The sequence below is a fragment of the Pontibaca methylaminivorans genome, from assembly GCF_900156525.1.
GTDB classification, from domain to species: domain Bacteria; phylum Pseudomonadota; class Alphaproteobacteria; order Rhodobacterales; family Rhodobacteraceae; genus Pontibaca; species Pontibaca methylaminivorans.
Window position 1 is genome coordinate 1,627,398 of record NZ_FTPS01000001.1, and the last position, 17,002, is coordinate 1,644,399.

General features: G+C 66.2%; 18 protein-coding genes. 9 read left to right on the forward strand and 9 right to left on the reverse strand.

From position 1 onward, the window contains the following. Nucleotides 1-13: 13 nt before the first annotated feature. Both B0B01_RS07950 and B0B01_RS07955 read left to right on the forward strand, forming a co-directional pair. Nucleotides 14-1,201: an ABC transporter substrate-binding protein gene (locus B0B01_RS07950; RefSeq protein WP_076649311.1), complete on the forward strand. Its 1,188-nt coding sequence runs from the start codon at nt 14-16 to the stop codon at nt 1,199-1,201. Beyond that, complete coding sequence (locus B0B01_RS07955; RefSeq protein ID WP_083946102.1) at nt 1,198-2,040, forward strand: ABC transporter permease; 843 nt, start codon at nt 1,198-1,200, stop codon at nt 2,038-2,040. The genes B0B01_RS07950 and B0B01_RS07955 overlap by 4 nt, the downstream gene beginning before the upstream one ends. A gap of 400 nt (nt 2,041-2,440) precedes the next feature. On the opposite strand, the gene B0B01_RS07960 is transcribed toward B0B01_RS07955, so the two are convergent. The 8 genes from B0B01_RS07960 to B0B01_RS07995 form a co-directional block, all read right to left on the reverse strand. Next, nucleotides 2,441-2,770 (reverse strand): hypothetical protein, encoded by a 330-nt coding sequence (locus tag B0B01_RS07960; protein ID WP_076649313.1) that lies wholly within the window; start codon nt 2,768-2,770, stop codon nt 2,441-2,443. Between the two features lie 12 nt (nt 2,771-2,782). Further along, nucleotides 2,783-3,481, reverse strand: a complete 699-nt coding sequence (locus B0B01_RS07965; RefSeq protein ID WP_076649315.1) for an acyl-homoserine-lactone synthase — start codon at nt 3,479-3,481, stop codon at nt 2,783-2,785. 181 nt (nt 3,482-3,662) lie between these two features. Beyond that, nucleotides 3,663-4,364, reverse strand: a complete 702-nt coding sequence (locus tag B0B01_RS07970) for an autoinducer binding domain-containing protein (protein WP_076649317.1) — start codon at nt 4,362-4,364, stop codon at nt 3,663-3,665. Nucleotides 4,365-4,822: 458 nt separating this feature from the next. Further along, on the reverse strand, nt 4,823-6,073 hold the full coding sequence (locus B0B01_RS07975; protein WP_076649319.1) for a NifU family protein: 1,251 nt from the start codon (nt 6,071-6,073) through the stop codon (nt 4,823-4,825). Beyond that, nucleotides 6,066-7,256 (reverse strand): P-loop NTPase, encoded by a 1,191-nt coding sequence (locus B0B01_RS13575; RefSeq protein ID WP_076649321.1) that lies wholly within the window; start codon nt 7,254-7,256, stop codon nt 6,066-6,068. The genes B0B01_RS07975 and B0B01_RS13575 overlap by 8 nt, the downstream gene beginning before the upstream one ends. Nucleotides 7,257-7,336: 80 nt before the next feature. Next, a complete protein-coding gene (locus tag B0B01_RS07985) occupies nt 7,337-7,969 on the reverse strand; it encodes a hypothetical protein (protein ID WP_200805410.1) in 633 nt (210 codons plus the stop codon). A gap of 88 nt (nt 7,970-8,057) precedes the next feature. Further along, nucleotides 8,058-8,399: a carboxymuconolactone decarboxylase family protein gene (locus tag B0B01_RS07990; protein ID WP_076649323.1), complete on the reverse strand. Its 342-nt coding sequence runs from the start codon at nt 8,397-8,399 to the stop codon at nt 8,058-8,060. Nucleotides 8,400-8,460: 61 nt separating this feature from the next. After that, on the reverse strand, nt 8,461-8,721 hold the full coding sequence (locus B0B01_RS07995; protein WP_143733026.1) for a DUF6522 family protein: 261 nt from the start codon (nt 8,719-8,721) through the stop codon (nt 8,461-8,463). 216 nt (nt 8,722-8,937) lie between these two features. Here B0B01_RS07995 and B0B01_RS08000 point away from each other — a divergent pair, with 216 nt between their 5' ends. The 5 genes from B0B01_RS08000 (at nt 8,938) to B0B01_RS08020 (ending at nt 14,433) form a co-directional block, all read left to right on the forward strand. After that, nucleotides 8,938-10,182 carry a malonyl-CoA decarboxylase gene (locus tag B0B01_RS08000; protein WP_076649326.1) on the forward strand — a complete coding sequence of 415 codons (1,245 nt, stop codon included), beginning with the start codon at nt 8,938-8,940 and terminating at the stop codon, nt 10,180-10,182. After that, entirely contained in the window at nt 10,179-11,696 is a 1,518-nt protein-coding gene (locus B0B01_RS08005) for a malonate--CoA ligase (protein WP_076649327.1), read from the forward strand. Before B0B01_RS08000 ends, B0B01_RS08005 begins: the two co-directional genes overlap by 4 nt. Nucleotides 11,697-11,738: 42 nt before the next feature. Next, nucleotides 11,739-12,587, forward strand: a complete 849-nt coding sequence (locus B0B01_RS08010) for a fumarylacetoacetate hydrolase family protein (protein ID WP_076649328.1) — start codon at nt 11,739-11,741, stop codon at nt 12,585-12,587. Between the two features lie 3 nt (nt 12,588-12,590). Beyond that, the gene (locus tag B0B01_RS08015; RefSeq protein WP_076649329.1) at nt 12,591-13,244 is read left to right on the forward strand and encodes a ribonuclease HII; all 654 of its coding nucleotides are present in this window, start codon (nt 12,591-12,593) and stop codon (nt 13,242-13,244) included. Between the two features lie 85 nt (nt 13,245-13,329). Next, complete coding sequence (locus B0B01_RS08020) at nt 13,330-14,433, forward strand: site-specific DNA-methyltransferase (protein ID WP_076649330.1); 1,104 nt, start codon at nt 13,330-13,332, stop codon at nt 14,431-14,433. Between the two features lie 31 nt (nt 14,434-14,464). Here the strand turns inward: B0B01_RS08020 and B0B01_RS08025 are convergent, their stop codons facing one another. Then, a complete protein-coding gene (locus B0B01_RS08025; RefSeq protein WP_083946105.1) occupies nt 14,465-15,577 on the reverse strand; it encodes an A/G-specific adenine glycosylase in 1,113 nt (370 codons plus the stop codon). 93 nt (nt 15,578-15,670) lie between these two features. On the opposite strand from B0B01_RS08025, the gene B0B01_RS08030 reads away from it, so the two are divergent. Together B0B01_RS08030 and B0B01_RS08035 are read left to right on the forward strand one after the other, a co-directional pair. After that, nucleotides 15,671-16,201 (forward strand): DUF721 domain-containing protein, encoded by a 531-nt coding sequence (locus B0B01_RS08030; RefSeq protein ID WP_076649332.1) that lies wholly within the window; start codon nt 15,671-15,673, stop codon nt 16,199-16,201. A gap of 13 nt (nt 16,202-16,214) precedes the next feature. Continuing rightward, nucleotides 16,215-16,991, forward strand: coding sequence for a DsbA family protein (locus B0B01_RS08035; RefSeq protein ID WP_234967730.1), 777 nt, complete (start codon nt 16,215-16,217; stop codon nt 16,989-16,991). Nucleotides 16,992-17,002: the final 11 nt, after the last annotated feature.

Sequence of the window (17,002 nt, forward strand, 5' to 3'; positions counted from 1 at the left end):
AAAGGGAACCGCCATGCCATATGAAGACAGCCTTTTCTCGCGCCGCGACATCCTGCGGCTCGCCACGCTTCTGACCGCCGCCGGCGCCGCGCCGCTGCTGCAGGCCCGCGCCGCCCGCGCGGATGAACCGGACGCGCCGGTGCGGATCGGCTATCTGCCGATCACCGATGCGACCCCGCTTCTGGTCGCGCATCATCAGGGCATGTTCGAGGACGAGGGGCTGCAGGTCGAAAAGCCGATCATGTTCCGCGGCTGGTCGCAGATCCTCGAAGCCTTCCTTGCCGGGCAGGTCAACGTGGTGCATCTGCTGTCGCCGATCACGGTCTGGGCGCGCTACGGCAGCCGCACCCCGGCAAAGGTCGTCGCCTGGAACCACACATCGGGTTCGGGGCTGACGGTTGCGAACAATATCGAAACGCTGGCCGATCTGGCCGGCACCACGGTCGCGGTTCCGCACTGGTATTCGATCCACAACGTGGTGCTGCAGAAGCTGCTGCGCGAAAACGGACTCAAGATCACCATTTCCGGCAAGCCGGCCAAGGACGAGGTGAGCCTTGCGCTGATGGCGCCTTCGGACATGGTGCCGGCGATCGCGGCGGGCAGCATCAGCGGCTATATCGTCGCCGAGCCCTTCAACGCCGCCGCCGAGGTGAACGGCGTGGGCAAGATGCTGCGCTTTACCAGCGACGTCTGGAAAGACCACGCCTGCTGCCTTGTCTTCATGCATGAAAGCGATCTCGAATCGCGGCCCGAATGGTCGCAGAAGGTGGTGAACGCCATGGTGCGTGCCCAGCTCTGGACCCGCGACAACCGGGCCGAGACGGCGCAGCTTCTTTCGTCGTCGGATCCGCAGAGATACACGCCCCACACGCCCGAGATCCTGGGCCGGGTTCTGGCCCCCTCCGAGGCGGAGACCGAGGAATATGTCGCGTCAGGCGTGATCCGTCACCCCGAATGGCGCGAACGCCGGATCGACTTTCAGCCCTATCCCTTCCCGTCCTACACGACCGAACTGGTCCGGCTGCTGAAGGAAACCGAGGTCGTGGGCAATCGCTCGTTCCTTGACGAACTGGAGCCGGACTTCGTCGCCGGCGATCTGGTCGAGGACCGTTTCGTGCGGCAGGCGGTCGAGGCGGCAGGCGGGCTTTCGGCCTTTGGCCTGCCCGAATCATGGACCCGCGAAGAGGTGATCGAGACATGAGCGCAGTTGCTTCGGAATGGGCGCGTTCGAGGTCGCGCCGTGGGGCCCGCAACAACCGGCCGCGCGACAGCCGTCGCGGCGGTATCGGGCGTGGCAGCGTCATTGTGCAGGGTGCGCTGGGGCTTGTGGTTCTGGTTCTGCTCTGGTGGGTTGCCAGCGACATCCTCGCGCCCGAGCAGGGCTTCGCGCGCCGGTTCTCCCCCGTGGATGCCTTTCCCGCGCTTCTGCGCCTGCTGGCCGGGCCGGACATCTGGGTGCATATGGGGCTCAGCCTGCGGCGGGTTCTGGTCGGGCTCGCCATGGCGCTGGCGATCGGGGTGCCGGTCGGCCTCTTGATCGGGATCGTCCGCCGGGCCGAGGTCATGACCACGCCGGCGTTCCAGTTCCTGCGCATGATCTCTCCGCTGTCACTGATGCCGGTTGCCGTGCTTCTGTTCGGGGTTGGTGATGCGCCGATCTATTTCCTGCTGGCTTTCACCACGCTCTGGCCGATCATGCTGAATACCGCCGCCGGCGTGCACCGGCTTGATCCGCAATGGCTTCTGCTGGCGAAAAGCCTGGCCGCGACCCGGCGCGAAACCCTGTTCCTGGTGATCCTGCCGGGCGTGATCGGGCAGGTGCTGACCGGGCTGCGGCTGGCCATCGGCATTGCCTGGATCGTGCTTGTCCCCTGCGAGATGCTGGGCGTGCAGGCGGGGCTCGGCTATTTCATTCTCGATACCCGCGACCGGCTGTCCTATGACGAACTCATGGCGACGGTGCTCGTGATCGGGGTGGTCGGCTATCTGCTCGACATGGTGGCACGCGCGATGATCCGGCGCTTTTCCCCGCCGGCCTGAGCCGCTGACAGCCGCGTCACCATGGGCGCGGCGGGGCTGCCCTTCACATATGTCCCCACGAGCCGGGCCCGGCGGCTGTCGCGGAAAGGGCCCGTCGTCCGTGTGTACGGTTTCCGAACGGCAGGGGCGGGAATGATGCCCGCCTTGCCCGGCCCTGGGCCATCTGCCTGCCCCGAATGCATGAAAGCCCCCGCGGAGGGGGCTCCTTGCGTTATAGGCAGCGGAGTGGCGGCAAGCTGGCGGATCAAGCTAGGCTGGTGGACCGGCGGCAAAGTCTCCCCGCGATGCCGCGTGATCGGTCCGCGATTCCGCGCCAAGGTGTCGAGCGGAAGAAAGGTGGGAAGAAAGGTGGATCGGGCGCGTTGGGGAGGTGGGATACGCGCCCGATCCGGCAGGGCTACTACCGGCGGCCCTGATTCATGAAGGCAGCATATGCCTCGCGTGCGCTTTCGGTGCCGTATGTGTCACCCCGTCGCGGCAGCCGCACCAGCGGTGCGCCTGATCTCCGGTAGCGCGATTCGGGTGCCATCCGGTGCGGCCGTCGGTCGCTCGGGCCATGGGATGACCGCCGGTTGCGGAACGCCCAGATCGCGGCCGAGGTTATGAGCGCCATGTTGCCCGCGAGGACATAGGCGCCGATGATCGACCAGAAGGACGCGCCCAGAATGGCGGCGATCACGGCGGCCAGCAGGCCGAAGAACGCCCCGATGATGATGAATGCGATGATCATGACCGGAGCCCCCTAGGCTGCGGCCGACGACGCATGCGACTGGCCTGCCGTATGCGGCAAGGGCATGTCGCCGGCGAGCGCCTGCTCCATCTCGGGGGTCGCGAACACGTCGCCGCTGATGCCGGCAAAGGCGCGCAGGCGGTTGATCCGCTCGTCCGAGCAGTCAAGCAGCGCGGCGAGCGCCGAAGTCTTGCCCATGGGGGTGGTGCGTCCGATGTAATCATAAGGCGCGCAGTCGGAACGCTTGAGCACGCGATCCATGATCGGGTCGATCACGGTCACGATGTCGGCAATCCCCGCATCCTGCGCATATTCCAGGGATCCCACCATCAGTTCGCAGGTCGCATAGCTGACCGAATTGCGCGAACGCCCGCGCCCGAGCGCGGCGGTATCCACGCAGAAACGGGTCGATTCCCAAAGCGTTGCACTGCGCAGCGGCGGTTCGCCGTCCAGGATTTCGTGGAACACATCGGCCAGCATGTGCGGACCGGTGGTCTGAAGCGCGCGAACGCAGGACACCACGTGCCCCTCGTCGTTCAGGCCGATTACATAGGCCGGATCGAGCGCGTCGAACATGTCGATCTCTCGCCCGTTCACGACATCGACATCCCAGCCCAGACGCTCACCAAATACACGGGCACGCAAAGCAAACATTTCGTCAAGCAGACGGCCATAGCGGCCACGGTTAATTCCATCCACAACGATGATCATTTCTCTACTCCCCTCGAATAGATGACATGACCAGTATCATGCGGATGTCGCAGTTTTGGCTATTGGGGAAATCCCGTAGGCGGAATTAAGCCATTTGAATCAAATTCTTGAGCGGGATTCGCCGGCATTTCGCCGGTTTCGGCCCGGATCCGGGGCCAAAGAATCGGTCCCTTCCGCCGGTTCAGGCCGGGTAGATGAGGCCCCGCGCAATGGCGCGCCCGATGGCCTGGGCCGTGGTCAGCGCCGCCAGCTTTTCCCGCGCCGAGCGCAGGTGGACCTCGATCGTGCGGGGCGAGATCGCAAGGATCTCCGCCGCGTCCTGCTGCGACTTTCCGGCAGCGATCCATTGCAGGATCTCGACCTCGCGCGAGGACAGCGACGGCACCGCCAGAACCGATGTCAGCGTATCCGACTGCACCACATGGTCATGAAGGTGGACGGCCGCCTGCTGCAGATCGCCGATGACCTTGGACTTGAGCAGGCGCCATTCATGCGCCGAGCAACTGCGGCTCACGCTGAACAGGCCGATGTCGCCGAACGGGCCGCGCACCGGGATCGTCAGCCCCTGGTCGGGAACGCCGTAATCATGCGCGGCGCGGAATATGGTGTCGAATGCCGGCTCGCCCCGGATTCTGCCCCAATCTACCGGGGCAACGCTGCGGCTGGCCACATGCAGCGCCGGATCGCGATTTTCGAAATGCTGCGAAACGTAATGTTCGCGCCATTCACTTGGATAGTTGACGACGCCATGAAACGTCTGGGCGACCGGATTGGTGCCGGCATAGGCCGCAAAGTCCAGCTCATGAGTCTGGCATATCGAATCCAGATAACCCTCGAGATCTTTCTCCGCATCGGGGAACGTGCTGAGATCTATTACGGCCATGAGCAGGTTTTCTCAATAAATTCTTGTGGTTACCTATCAACTTGTAACGCCTTCGGTTGCGGTCCGATGGGCCTGAAAACAACGGCATGCGCCGGATCGGGATGAACAAATGAGAACTATGGAAACATTTTCGTTACCGCGATCGCCATTGGCGGTCACTCTGTCCCAGGCTCATACGGATTCCCGGTTGATCAAGGATATGACTGCCTGACACAAGGGAATCTGACATTGAAAACAATAATGTCAAACGGAGTTTGGTTAAAAGCGGTCAGATAATCGGGGACCGTCTCCTGCTTGTCGGGCGCCGCACAGAGTGATTCGGGAGGGCAAATCGGAGTTGTTCATGCACTCGCGCGGCAGGGTCGTGTCAACAGGAGAAATGTGCCCCGAGCCCGTGTTTTTCCATGCCATGGCCCCGCGGATGACCGCCCCGGGAGTGTCCTTTCGCCGCTCGCGGATCAGGTGCCGGTAAAGGCGGGCGGCGGCACCGCAAGGCCCGCGCGCAGCTCGCGTTCGTGGAATTCCCGCTCGGAATCCCCGGTCATGCGGCCGAGCGCGCGCGCCAGATCGAAGAACCCCCGCCGCGGCATGCCCCCGGCCCCGCGCCCCACCACCCGGGCCGCGATGAAGGGGCGCCCGGTCACGCTGTCCTCGCGCATCAGATCCTCGAGCGCCGCCGTCACCTTGCGGACCGAACCGGGCGCGTACATGCCAAGCCCGCGTGCAAGCTGGCCATAGGTGATCGGGATCGCGCCCGCCGGCAGGGTTTCGAGATAGGCGCGCACCTCGCGCGGGAAGGTCAGCGCCGCCTGCTCTGCGGGGGAAATCTCCCGCGGGGGCGGCACTTCGCGTGCGCTCCCGTCGGGGAGGACATCGGCCGCCCATGCGCGGTCGCGGCTGCGCGCGACCACCCGGGTCTGGTCGGAATAGGGCGCCGGGCGCGCCTGCGAACTGATGATGATCGAGCCCGCCGCAAGCCCCGCGTGGAGCGCATCCGGCGTCAGCCCCAGACGCGGCGCAAGGTAATCCGGGTCGATCACCAGTTCGCCGTCTTCCCAGCCGATGTGGTCGGGCGGAATCGCGCGGTGGAAGCTCGGGCTCTGGCCGGTGCTGCTCTTGTAGAAGGGGTTCTCGCCGCTCGCGTGGTCGGTGATGTCGACGATCTCGGCGATCTGGGGCAGGGCCGCGCGCAGGATGGTCTCGACCCCGCGCCGCAAAGTCAGCGCCGACGAGGCGCAACCCTGGCAGCCGCCGCCCATGCGGATATAGACATTGCCGTTCTCGACGCTTTCGGCGGTGACTTCGCCGCCGTGGCTTGCGATCGAGGGGTTGGCCTTGCTGTCCAGCAGTTCGTTTACCGCCCGCAGCAGGGCCGCGTCGCTTTCCTTTGTGTGGGTCGGCGCCTGCACGCTGCCGAGCGGCTCACCGGTCGCGTCCAGCACATGCCGCAGCGCCGCAGCGATCGGCGCCTTGAGTTCGTCCCAGTCGCGGCGCGAGGTCCGCGTCACCAGCACGGTTTCCCCGCTCACCTGCACCCGGCGCACGCCGTCGATCGCGAACAGCGCCTGCGCAAGCGGCGCATCGCTTTCGCCGTTCTCGAACAGGGCCGAGCGGCCCTCCTGCACCGGCGCCTCGAGGATGAAGCGCATGAGCAGGGGCTGGCCCGGGCTGCCCTGGGCGCGGATGCGGCGGCGCGCGGGTTCAGACATCCTCGGCCTCGACACTGTCGAGTTCGCGCAGCGCCGGCCAGGTGTAGATGCTGGAGTTGTGGCGGTCGCTGAAGGCCACGCCGATCGCGTAGTTGCCGACGCTCCAGATCCGAGTCGGCGCAACGTCGAGCGGCACGAGCTTCGGATCGACGAGCCGCTTGCCGCTCAACTCGTCCCGGCAGGCTGCGCAATGGCAGGCAAGGCGCAATTCGCGCGGGTCAATGGTCTGCGACTGCCCGTCCGACCAGTGGATCGTGAGCCCGGTCGGGTCGTAATCCAGCGCCATGGGCCGCTCGGCCGCGCCATGGGTGGCCGGGTCGGGCTTTCCCTTGCCGCTGGCAATATCCCAGTCGAAGGGGATGGCGATGCCGCCCGCGTTTTCCACCCCGCCCGACAGCATCTCGGCGATCGAGCGATAGGCCTCGGCGGCGGGGCTGTTTGGTGCGATTTCGATCACCGGCCTGCCGCTGTCGCCGCTGTCCACGATCGCCGGGTCGAGCGGGATCGCCCCGAGAAACGGAACGCCGAGGTTCTCCGCGATCTTCCGCCCGCCGCCGTGGTGAAAGATATGCGTGACCTCGCCGCAGCCCGGGCAGGTAAAGCCGCTCATGTTCTCGATGATGCCGAGAATCGGCACCTTGACCTGTTCCATCATGCGCAGCCCGCGCCGCGCGATCTTGAGGCTGACGTCCTGCGGGGTGCTGACCACCACTGCCCCGGCCAGCGGAAAGGCCTGCGCCAGCGTCAACTGGATGTCGCCCGTTCCCGGCGGCAGGTCCAGCAGCAGCATGTCAAGCTCGCCCCAGTTCACCTGGGTGACGAACATCTGCAGGTATTTCGCGACCATGGGGCCGCGCATGATCGCCGGGCGGTCGTCGGCGGTCAGCATCCCCATGGAGATCACCTTGACGCCATGCGCCTCGGCCGGGATCACCTTGTGATCCGGTGTCATCTCGGGGGGCTGGTTGCCGGGCAGGCCGAGCATTCCCGGAATCGAGGGGCCGTAGAGGTCGGCATCCACGAGCCCGACCTTCAGGCCCTGTCGCGCCAGCATCACGGCGAGGTTCGCGGTGACGGTCGATTTCCCGACGCCGCCCTTGCCGCTGCTGATCGCGATCATGCGCCCGAGTGACGCAAGCGGGCTGGATTGCGTATCGGATTGAGAAGGTTTGCTGGTGGCCAAGCTGGACTCCTGTCAGTCTGGTTCGCGGGTGGCCCTGCGCATATGGCGCCGGGCCTCCTGAATCGCAAGTTTCGCGTCACTCACTCTGCTGCGGCTTCAAGCACGCCGCAGGCGATGGGCAGGGTGACATGTGCGGGCACATCGCCAAGCGATTGCACCGTATCGGGCAGATCGGTGCCTTCGGCAACCCCGTGGAGGAACACGACCCGGCGCCCGAAATCAAGCTCCTGCCCGGGGAAGGCTTCGGCAAAGGCGGCCTCGAGATCGGGAAGCGAGACCTCCTGCTCATAGCTGTAGGCGCCCTCGTCATCGGCGGTCGGGTATCCCTCGGCCTCGATCGCCATGCTGGCCGGGTCGCCGTGGAAGGGCACCATGGTGGTGCCGGCGGCCGGTTCGGTCTCGATCAGGTCGATGATGCCGTCGTCATTGGTGTCGGCATCGAGCCCGGGGCAGGTCGAGCTTTCGTCGCCTTCGGCAAAGCCGTGGAAATGCTGGAGATGCACGATCCCGGGCGTGGTGCCGGTGGCGTCGACGCGGATCGTGAGCGTATCGCCCGCAGCCGTGAGCGTGGCCGTGCCTGCGGCCTCGCTGCCGGCGGTATCGGCATTCATGGGCATGAACTCGACGGTCCAGGTGCCGTCCTCGGCGGATGCCGCGCCGGCGGCGAGAGCGAGCGCCCCGGCGGCGGCAAGGGTGGTCAGCATGCGGGTCATGGGTCTTTCTCCTTGTTGATTTCCTTGTTGATTGACGTGGTGAATCCTGCTGCGGCTGCTCTGCCCCGGTTGCTGTCAGCCCTTGTGGTCAGCCCTTGTTCGCGGCCTTTTCGATCTCGTCCAGCGCCAGCGCTGAATGGGCATAGGCGCCGCCCGCGCGCATCTCGGCAGCGACCCAGATCGCCTCCATGATCTGGGCATCCGTGGCGCCGTGGCGCAGCGCCGATCTGGTGTGGCCGCGAATGCAATAGGGGCACTGGGTCACATGGGCCACGGCGACGGCGATCAGTTGCTTGGTGGTCGCGTCAAGCGCGCCATCGGCAAAGACGGCCTTGCTGAAATCCGCAAACGCCGCGCTGGCCTGCGGCGTGAGTTCCCGCCGCGTCCTGCCGAGTTCGCCCGTGTTGCCGGGAAAGATCGTATCCGACATGGTCGCTCCTTTCCGAATGACTGCCCGGACCCGCCCTTGATTCTCGGTGCGCCGGGACTGATCACCGCACCATTCCGGCAGGCGCGGGGGCCGCGACGCGGGGCCTGCCGCCGTCGTCCAGTTCCACGCGCGTGTTGCTGTCGGCGGCAAAGAATACGGGAAGGGCGCGGTTGTCCTGATCGCCGTCGCCGCGTTCGAACCAGTGCGAAATCGCCCCGGTATGCAGCCTTGTCTCGAATTCCTCGGCGGTGGTGCCGAATGCTTCGGCAAGTGCTGCGGTGTCGATCACGGTGCGGCCATCGGCCATGAGTGTAAAGGACATCTGCATCCCTCCTGCGCCGCTTCGGGCGACCACGACACGGGTTGAAATATACAGCGCACAAACAGGTATTGCAAATGCCTAAACCGGGTCGCCCCGCCGGTTTGCGGGGGTCGGAACTGCGGCGCGATGCGGCCGCCGCCGGCCCCTGTTGCGGTGCAGTTGTGCATCCCGCGCACTGCCGATAAGCATGGGGCAGGCAATGCGCGAGGGAGCACCATGAGCCTGCTCGGAGATCTCCTGAATACCGTGTTCGAGCGGCGCTACGCGGGCGCCAGCGGCGATGATTCACGTCCCATAGACCGGCTTGCCCGGGATCTGCTCGAGGCCGGGGACGAGATGACCGAACTCGAACTCGCGCGGCGCATTCTCGACCGTTATGGGCGTATGGACGACGGTGAGCGGCTGGCATTCTTCAGCTTTCTGGCCGATGATTGCGGCATCGACACCGGCGAGCTTCGCGAGGCGCTGGATCGTTACGAGGCCGAGCAGGGCATCAGGAACTATCGCGCGCTCATGGCCGCGGCAGAACCCCCCCGGCAGGAACTGTTCCGCCGCCTGAACCGGGTGCCCGGCGCCACGGCCAAGCTCGTGCAGATGCGCGGCGATCTGCTGCGCGTCACCCGCGACCATCCGTCGCTCAAGCGGCTCGATACCGATCTGCGCCATCTGCTGCGGTCGTGGTTCAATCGCGGCTTTCTGGTGCTGCGCCCGATCAGCTGGGAAACGCCGGCCAATGTGCTGGAAAAGATCATCCATTACGAGGCCGTGCACGCCATCCACAGCTGGGAGGATCTGCGCCTGCGGCTCGAGCCGCCGGACCGGCGCTGCTTTGCCTTTTTCCACCCGGCCATGCCTGACGATCCGCTGATCTTTGTCGAGGTGGCGCTGACCCGCGGCGTGCCCGGAGCGATCGACGATCTGCTGACCGGCACGCGCAAGGCGCTTCAGCCGGGCAAGGCCGACACGGCGGTGTTCTATTCGATTTCCAACTGCCAGCGCGGGCTGGCCGGGATCTCCTTCGGCAATTCGCTGATCAAGCAGGTGGTGGCGGAGCTTTCGGCGGAATGTCCGCAGCTTCGCACGTTCGTCACCCTCTCGCCGATTCCCGGGCTTGCCGTCTGGATGGCCGAGCAGGGGGTGACCCTTACACCCGAGGACGATGATGCCGCCGCGCGACTGCCGCGCATCGCCGCACGCTATCTGCTCGGGATGGAGGGGCAGCGCCCGAAGGATCCGGTGGCGCGGTTCCACCTCGGCAACGGGGCCGAGATCCACGACATCCACGTGGCTGCCGATCTGTCCGAATCGGGCCGCCGGCAGTCGCACGGGGTGATGGTGAACTATCTGTACGACCCCGACCGCATCGCCCGCAATCTGGCCGGGCTCGCGGCGGGACGCCCGGCAGCGAGCCGGCGCGTGCAGGGGCTGGCGCGGCAGGCCGAGAAGAAAGAGCCGTCATGAACCCGCTCCACGACATGCTGTTCGCGCAGCATGAGCGCCGCGACAGCCCGTTCCTGCATCTGCCCTCCGGCGAGACGATCAGCCACGGGGCGTTCATGGAGCGCGTGCAGCGGATCGGCGGCGCGTTGCGGGCCATGGGGCTCGAACCCGGGGACCGGCTTGCGGTGCAGGTCGAAAAATCCCCGGATGCCATCGCGCTTTATGGCGCCTGCGCGGCGCAGGGCATCATCTTCCTGCCGCTCAACACCGCCTATACCCCGGCGGAGCTTTCCTATTTCGTGACCGATTCCGGCGCGAAGCTGCTGCTGGCCGATCCCGGCCGCGCGGCCGCGCTGTCCGATATGGCGGCCCGTGCCGGGGCGCGGTTCGAGACGCTCGGGGTCGCGGGCGATGGCAGCCTTGCCGAAGCGGCCCTGACCGCCGATCCCGCCCCGCCCGTGCCGCGACGGGAAGGCGACCTTGCGGCGTTTCTCTATACATCCGGCACCACCGGGCGTTCCAAGGGGGCCATGCTGACGCAGGGCAACCTGCTGTCGAATGCGCGGGCGCTGGTGGATAGCTGGCGCTTCACGGCGGATGACGTTCTGGTTCATGCGCTGCCGATCTTTCATTCGCACGGGCTGTTCGTGGCGATCAACGTGACGCTGCTTGCTGGCGGGTCGATGGTGTTCCTGCCGCGGTTCGACGTGGATGCGGTGCTCGCGGCAATCCCGCGGGCGAGCGCGATGATGGGGGTGCCGACCTTCTATACCCGGCTGCTGGCGGACGAGCGTTTCGACCGCGCGCTCGGCGGGCACATGCGCGTCTGGATCAGCGGCTCCGCCCCGATGCTCGAGGAAACGCACCATCGTTTCGAGGCCCGCATGGGGAGCCGGATTCTCGAACGCTACGGCATGACCGAAACCAACATGAACACCTCCAACCCCTACGCGGGCGAACGCCGCCCCGGCACCGTCGGCCTGCCGCTGCCGGGGGTGGAACTGCGCATCTGCGAACCCGGCACCGAGACCGAAGTCGCCACGGGCGCGACCGGGATGATCGAGGTGCGCGGCCCCAACGTGTTCCGGGGCTACTGGCAGATGCCGGAAAAGACCGCGGCGGAACTGCGCGCGGACGGCTGGTTCATCACCGGGGATCTCGGGCGGCGCGCCGAGGACGGTTACGTGACCATTGTCGGGCGGGAGAAGGATCTGGTGATCTCGGGCGGCTACAACATCTATCCGCGCGAGATCGAGGAACTGATCGACGCCGTGCCGGGGGTGCTCGAATCAGCGGTGATCGGGGTGCCGCATCCCGACATGGGCGAGGGGCTCGTCGCCGTGGTGGTGCCCGAGCCGGGCCGTGTCCCGGACGAGAGCGTCATCCGGGACACGCTCGCGCAGCGGCTGGCCCGCTTCAAGCAGCCGCGCCTTTACGTCATGGCCGGGGAACTGCCGCGCAACACCATGGGCAAGGTGCAGAAGGCCGAATTGCGCCGCCGCCACGGCGCCGCCTTTGCGGAGGGCGCGCGCTAGCGCCAGGTCCGCGCAACGGATCATCAACAGGGAAGGTTCACCATGAAATTGCTGCGTTACGGAGAAACAGGAACCGAGAAGCCGGGGCTGCTCGATCAGGATGGCCGGATCCGCGATCTGTCGGGCGAGGTTGCCGACATCACCGGTGCGACGCTGGACGAGGCGACGCTGGCGCGGCTGCGCGCGCTCGATCCGGCGGACCTGCCGCTGGTCGAGGGCAATCCGCGCCTTGGTCCCTGCGTCGGAAATATCGGCAAGTTCCTGTGCATCGGCCTGAACTATTCCGATCATGCGGCCGAGACGGGGTCCGAGATCCCCGAATATCCAATCCTGTTCCTCAAGGCGAATTCCGCGATCTGCGGGCCGAACGACACCGTGAGCCTGCCGCGCGAATCCCGCCACGCCGACTGGGAGGTCGAACTTGGCGTGGTGATCGGCAAGGCCGGGAAATATCTCTCCGAGGCCGAGGCGCTCGACCACGTGGCGGGCTACTGCATCGTCAACGATGTCAGCGAACGCCGCTTCCAGAGCAAGCTGAACGGCCAGTGGACCAAGGGCAAATCCTGCGACACCTTCGGCCCGGTCGGTCCCTGGCTGGTCACGCGCGACGAGATCGCGGACCCCCAGAAGCTGGGCCTCACCTCGGACGTGAACGGCCGGCGGATGCAGGACGGCAACACCGGGAACATGATCTTCAGCGTTGCGCGGATCATCTCGCACCTGTCGGAACTGATGACGCTGCACCCGGGCGATCTGATCGCGACCGGCACGCCCTCCGGTGTCGGCATGGCGCAGAAACCCAGCCGCGTGTTCCTCCGCGCCGGGGACGAGATGGTGATGCGCATCGAGGGGCTGGGCGAACAGCGCCAGAGCGTCGCCCAGGACGGCTGAGCCATGTGCCTCCGGCAGAACGACCGTCCCGGTCCCGATTCCAGCCACGAGGCCGCGTTGCGGCAGCGCGGCTTTCTGCGCATCGCCGGGGTGGACGAGGTCGGGCGCGGGCCGCTCGCCGGGCCGGTGACGGCGGCGGCGGTGGTGCTCGACCTTGCTGCGGTTCCCGACGGCATCGACGATTCCAAACGGCTGACCGCGCGGCGGCGCGAGGTTCTTGCCGCCGAGATCGCGGCCTGCGCCACCGTTTCCGTCGCCCATGCGGATGTGGCCGAGATCGACACGCTCAATATCCTGCGCGCAAGCCACCTTGCCATGATCCGTGCGCTTGCGGCGCTGGATCCCGCGCCCGATTTCGTGCTGATCGACGGCCGCATGTTGCCCGACGGGTTGGCGCTCCCGGCGCGGGCGGTGGTCGGCGGCGACGGGTGCTGCCTGTCGATCGCCGCCGCCTCGATCATGGCCAAGACCTGCCGCGATCGGCTGATGGCGGATCTGGCGCAACAGTTTCCGGGCTATGGCTGGGAGACCAACATGGGATATGGATCAAAAAGCCACAGAGAAGCGCTTCGAGATCTTGGCGTGACCCCACACCATAGGCGATCTTTCGCTCCCGTCCACAAGATGTTGTATCAAGAAAAATCCATAAGCGCCTGATTCAAAAAGAAATTGACCCGGATTCCGGTTTGACTCATCCTTTGCTCAACCACAGGGCACAAATCGCCCGATAATGAGGCAGTGAATGACGATGACCAGGGTCAAGGGCGCAGAGGCGCTCCCGCTTAACCGTATTCTCGATGGCGATTGCATCGAGGTGATGAATTCCCTGCCGGCCGAGTCGATCGACCTCATTTTCGCGGATCCGCCCTACAACCTGCAGTTGCGCGGCACGCTGCATCGTCCCGACAACAGCCTTGTGGATGCGGTTGACGACGACTGGGACCAGTTTTCTTCCTTCGCGGCTTATGACGCCTTCACCCGCGACTGGCTGAGCGCCGCGCGGCGGCTGCTGAAACCGCAGGGAGCGATCTGGGTGATCGGTTCCTATCACAACATCTTCCGGGTCGGGGCCGCGCTGCAGAATCAGGGGTTCTGGATCCTGAACGATGTGGTCTGGCGCAAGTCGAACCCGATGCCCAATTTCCGCGGCAAGCGCCTGACCAACGCGCATGAGACAATGATCTGGGCCAGCAAGTCCGAGGGCGGGAAATATACCTTCAACTACGAGGCGCTGAAGGCCCTGAACGAAGGGGTCCAGATGCGCAGCGACTGGGTGCTGCCGATCTGTTCGGGGCATGAGCGGCTCAAGGACGAAAAGGGCGACAAGGCGCATCCGACGCAAAAGCCCGAATCGCTTCTCCACCGGGTGCTGGTCGGCACCACCAACCCGGGCGACGTGGTGCTCGACCCGTTTTTCGGCACCGGCACCACGGGTGCCGTCGCCAAGATGCTCGGCCGTGAATATATCGGCATCGAGCGCGAGGAATCCTATCGCCGGGTCGCCGAAAAGCGCCTTGCGAAGGTGCGCAAGTTCGACCGCGAGGCGCTCGAGGTCAGCGCGTCGAAACGGGCCGAACCCCGCGTTCCCTTCGGTCAGTTGATCGAGCGCGGAATGCTGCGCCCGGGCGAAGAGCTTTACTCCGCGAACCGCCGTTTCAAGGCCCGGCTGCGCGCCGACGGCACGCTCGTCGGCGCCGATGTGAAGGGTTCGATCCACCAGGTCGGCGCCCATTACGAGGGCGCGCCAAGCTGCAACGGCTGGACCTACTGGTGTTTCAGGCGTGACGGGCAACTGGTGTCGATCGACGTGCTGCGCCAGCAGATCCGCGCGGAAATGCAGGGATAATCCGCAACCTCACACGACATTGCAGGACAGTCTACCGCCGGGCGCCCGCTGTCTCGGGCTGCCCCACCTTGGCCCCGCCGTTTCCGGCGGGGCCTTTTTCGTCGGCCAGCGCATGGGCCTTGCGCATCAGGGTCGGCAGGTCGGCCGGCCGGAAATCCTCGCCGGCGACGAAGAATCCGCGCGTGGGCCTGGCATCCGCAGGGAGCGTCGCGACCTGAACCGCAAGGATCAGGTGGAAATGTGTGAAGCTGTGGCGCACCTCTTCCGCGAGCAGTTGCCACTCGGCCGCGGCCGGCGGGACATGGCCGGCGGCTTCCGGGTCGTCCCAGTCGGAGCCCGGCCAGCCGAGCATCCCGCCGAGCATTCCGTTCTCGCCCCGCCGCTCGAGCAGCCAGGCCCCGTCCTCGCGCCGGCCGATATAAACGGTGCCGCGCCGCGTCGGTTTCGCGCGTTTCGGCAGGCGCCGCGGCAGGCTCGCGGGATCGCCGGCGCGAAATCCGGCGCAAGGCCCGCGCAGCGGACAGATGCCGCAGGCCGGCGCGCGCGGCGTGCAGATGGTCGCGCCGAGATCCATCATCGCCTGCGCGTGATCGCCCGGACGCTGCTGCGGGGTCAGCGTGGCGGCCCGTTCGCGCAGCAGCGGCTTCACGCCCGGGAGCGGGGCGTGAATGTCGAACAGCCGCGCGATGACGCGCTCGACATTGCCATCGACGACCGTTTCCGGCCGGTCAAAGGCAATCGCGGCGATCGCCGCCGCCGTATAGGGGCCGATGCCCGGCAGGGCGAGGAGGGCGGCATGGTCGTCCGGGAACCGCCCGCCATGGTCGCGCACCACCATGCGCGCGCATTTCAGCAGGTTGCGCGCCCGCGCGTAATACCCGAGCCCCGCCCATTGGGCCATGACCTCGCCCTCCTGTTCCGCCGCCAGCGCATGGATGTCGGGCCAGCGCGCGGTGAACCGCTCGAAATAGCCCCGGACGGCGGCGACAGTGGTCTGCTGCAGCATGATCTCCGACAGCCAGACGCGATAGGGGTCCGGGCGGATGCCCTTGGCCCGCGCCGCGGGGCCGACCCGCCAGGGCAGGGTGCGCGCATGGTCGTCATACCAGGCAAGCAACAAGGCGCTGATCCGGCTGTTACACATTTTCTTTATGCGCTGCTTTCTGCTGGCACTGGTATCCCTCCACCCGATCCCTAGAATGACTGCGAGAAACAGGAAAGGCACGATCAGGACACGATGGCGCAACGGCGGGCGACAACGCGCGGGTTCAAGCGCACCTCGGCGCTTCTGGGCGAACAGATCCGCCGTGTGGGCGAAAGCCGGGGCTTTGCCGTGTCGCGGCTGCTCACCCATTGGGACGAGATCGCCGGCCCCGCAATCGCGCCGGTCGCGCGCCCGGTCAAGGTAACCTATGGACGCGGCGGGCTGGGCGCAACGCTCACGCTGCTGACCACCGGCCCGCAGGCGGTGATGCTGGAGATGCAGAAGGAACGGCTGCGCGAAAAGGTGAACGCGGTCTACGGCTATAACGCGATCAGCCGCGTCCGTATCACCCAGACCGCGCCCACCGCCCTGGCCGAGGACCAGACGCCCTATGCGCCGCCGCCGCCCGCCGATGGCCGCGCGGCGCCGGGAGTTCCCCCCCGGGAGCCCGCACCGGAGCTGTCCGCACGCGCGCGCAACGTAGCAGACAGCGTGCAGAATGAGCCGCTGCGCGCCGCGCTCGAACAGCTTGCCTGCAATATATTGTCCAGAACGAAACCCTGAAAGTGAGGCTGAAATGAAGCGAATGACAGCGGTGATCGTCACCGGCGCCCTGCTGGCGCTGGGCGGCTACCTGGCGTTGAGCCCGAAAGCCGGCGAGGAGCCCGCCCTGATCGGCGCCGCCATGGCCCAGGAGGAGGCGGCAGAGTCCGAAGCCGGCGCAACCGCAGCCGAGGATCCGGCGACGGAAGAGACGGCCGCCGATCAGGCGCAGGAAGAAACCGCTGCCGGGGACAGCTCGGCACAGATTCACGAGATGGTTCTCGGGGCCGAGGATGCGCCGGTCGAGGTCATCGAATATGCCTCCTATACCTGCCCGCATTGCGCCGCCTTCACACAGGGGCCGTTCAAGCAGATCAAGGAGAACTACATCGACACCGGCAAGGTGCGCTGGATTCACCGCGAGGTCTATTTCGACCGTTTCGGTCTCTGGGCCTCGATGGTCGCGCGCTGCGGCGGCGAGGACAAGTTCTTCGGCATCAACGACCTGATCTTTGAAAAGCAGGATGAATGGGTTCCTGCCCCCGGCCCTGACGAAGTCATGAATGCATTCGCTGTTGACCAGTTGCGCAAGATCGGCCGCGTCGCGGGGCTGGACGACGCGCAGCTTGAAGCCTGCCTTCAGGATGGGGACAAGGCGCAGGCGCTGGTGGAATGGTATGATGACAATCGCGACAGGGACGAGATCGAGAGCACCCCGAGCTTTGTCGTCAACGGCACGCTGGTCTCGAACCAGTCCTACGAGGATTTCGCCAGGCTGCTCGACTCCGAGCTTGAAAAAGCCGGCGAATGATCCGGCTTCCC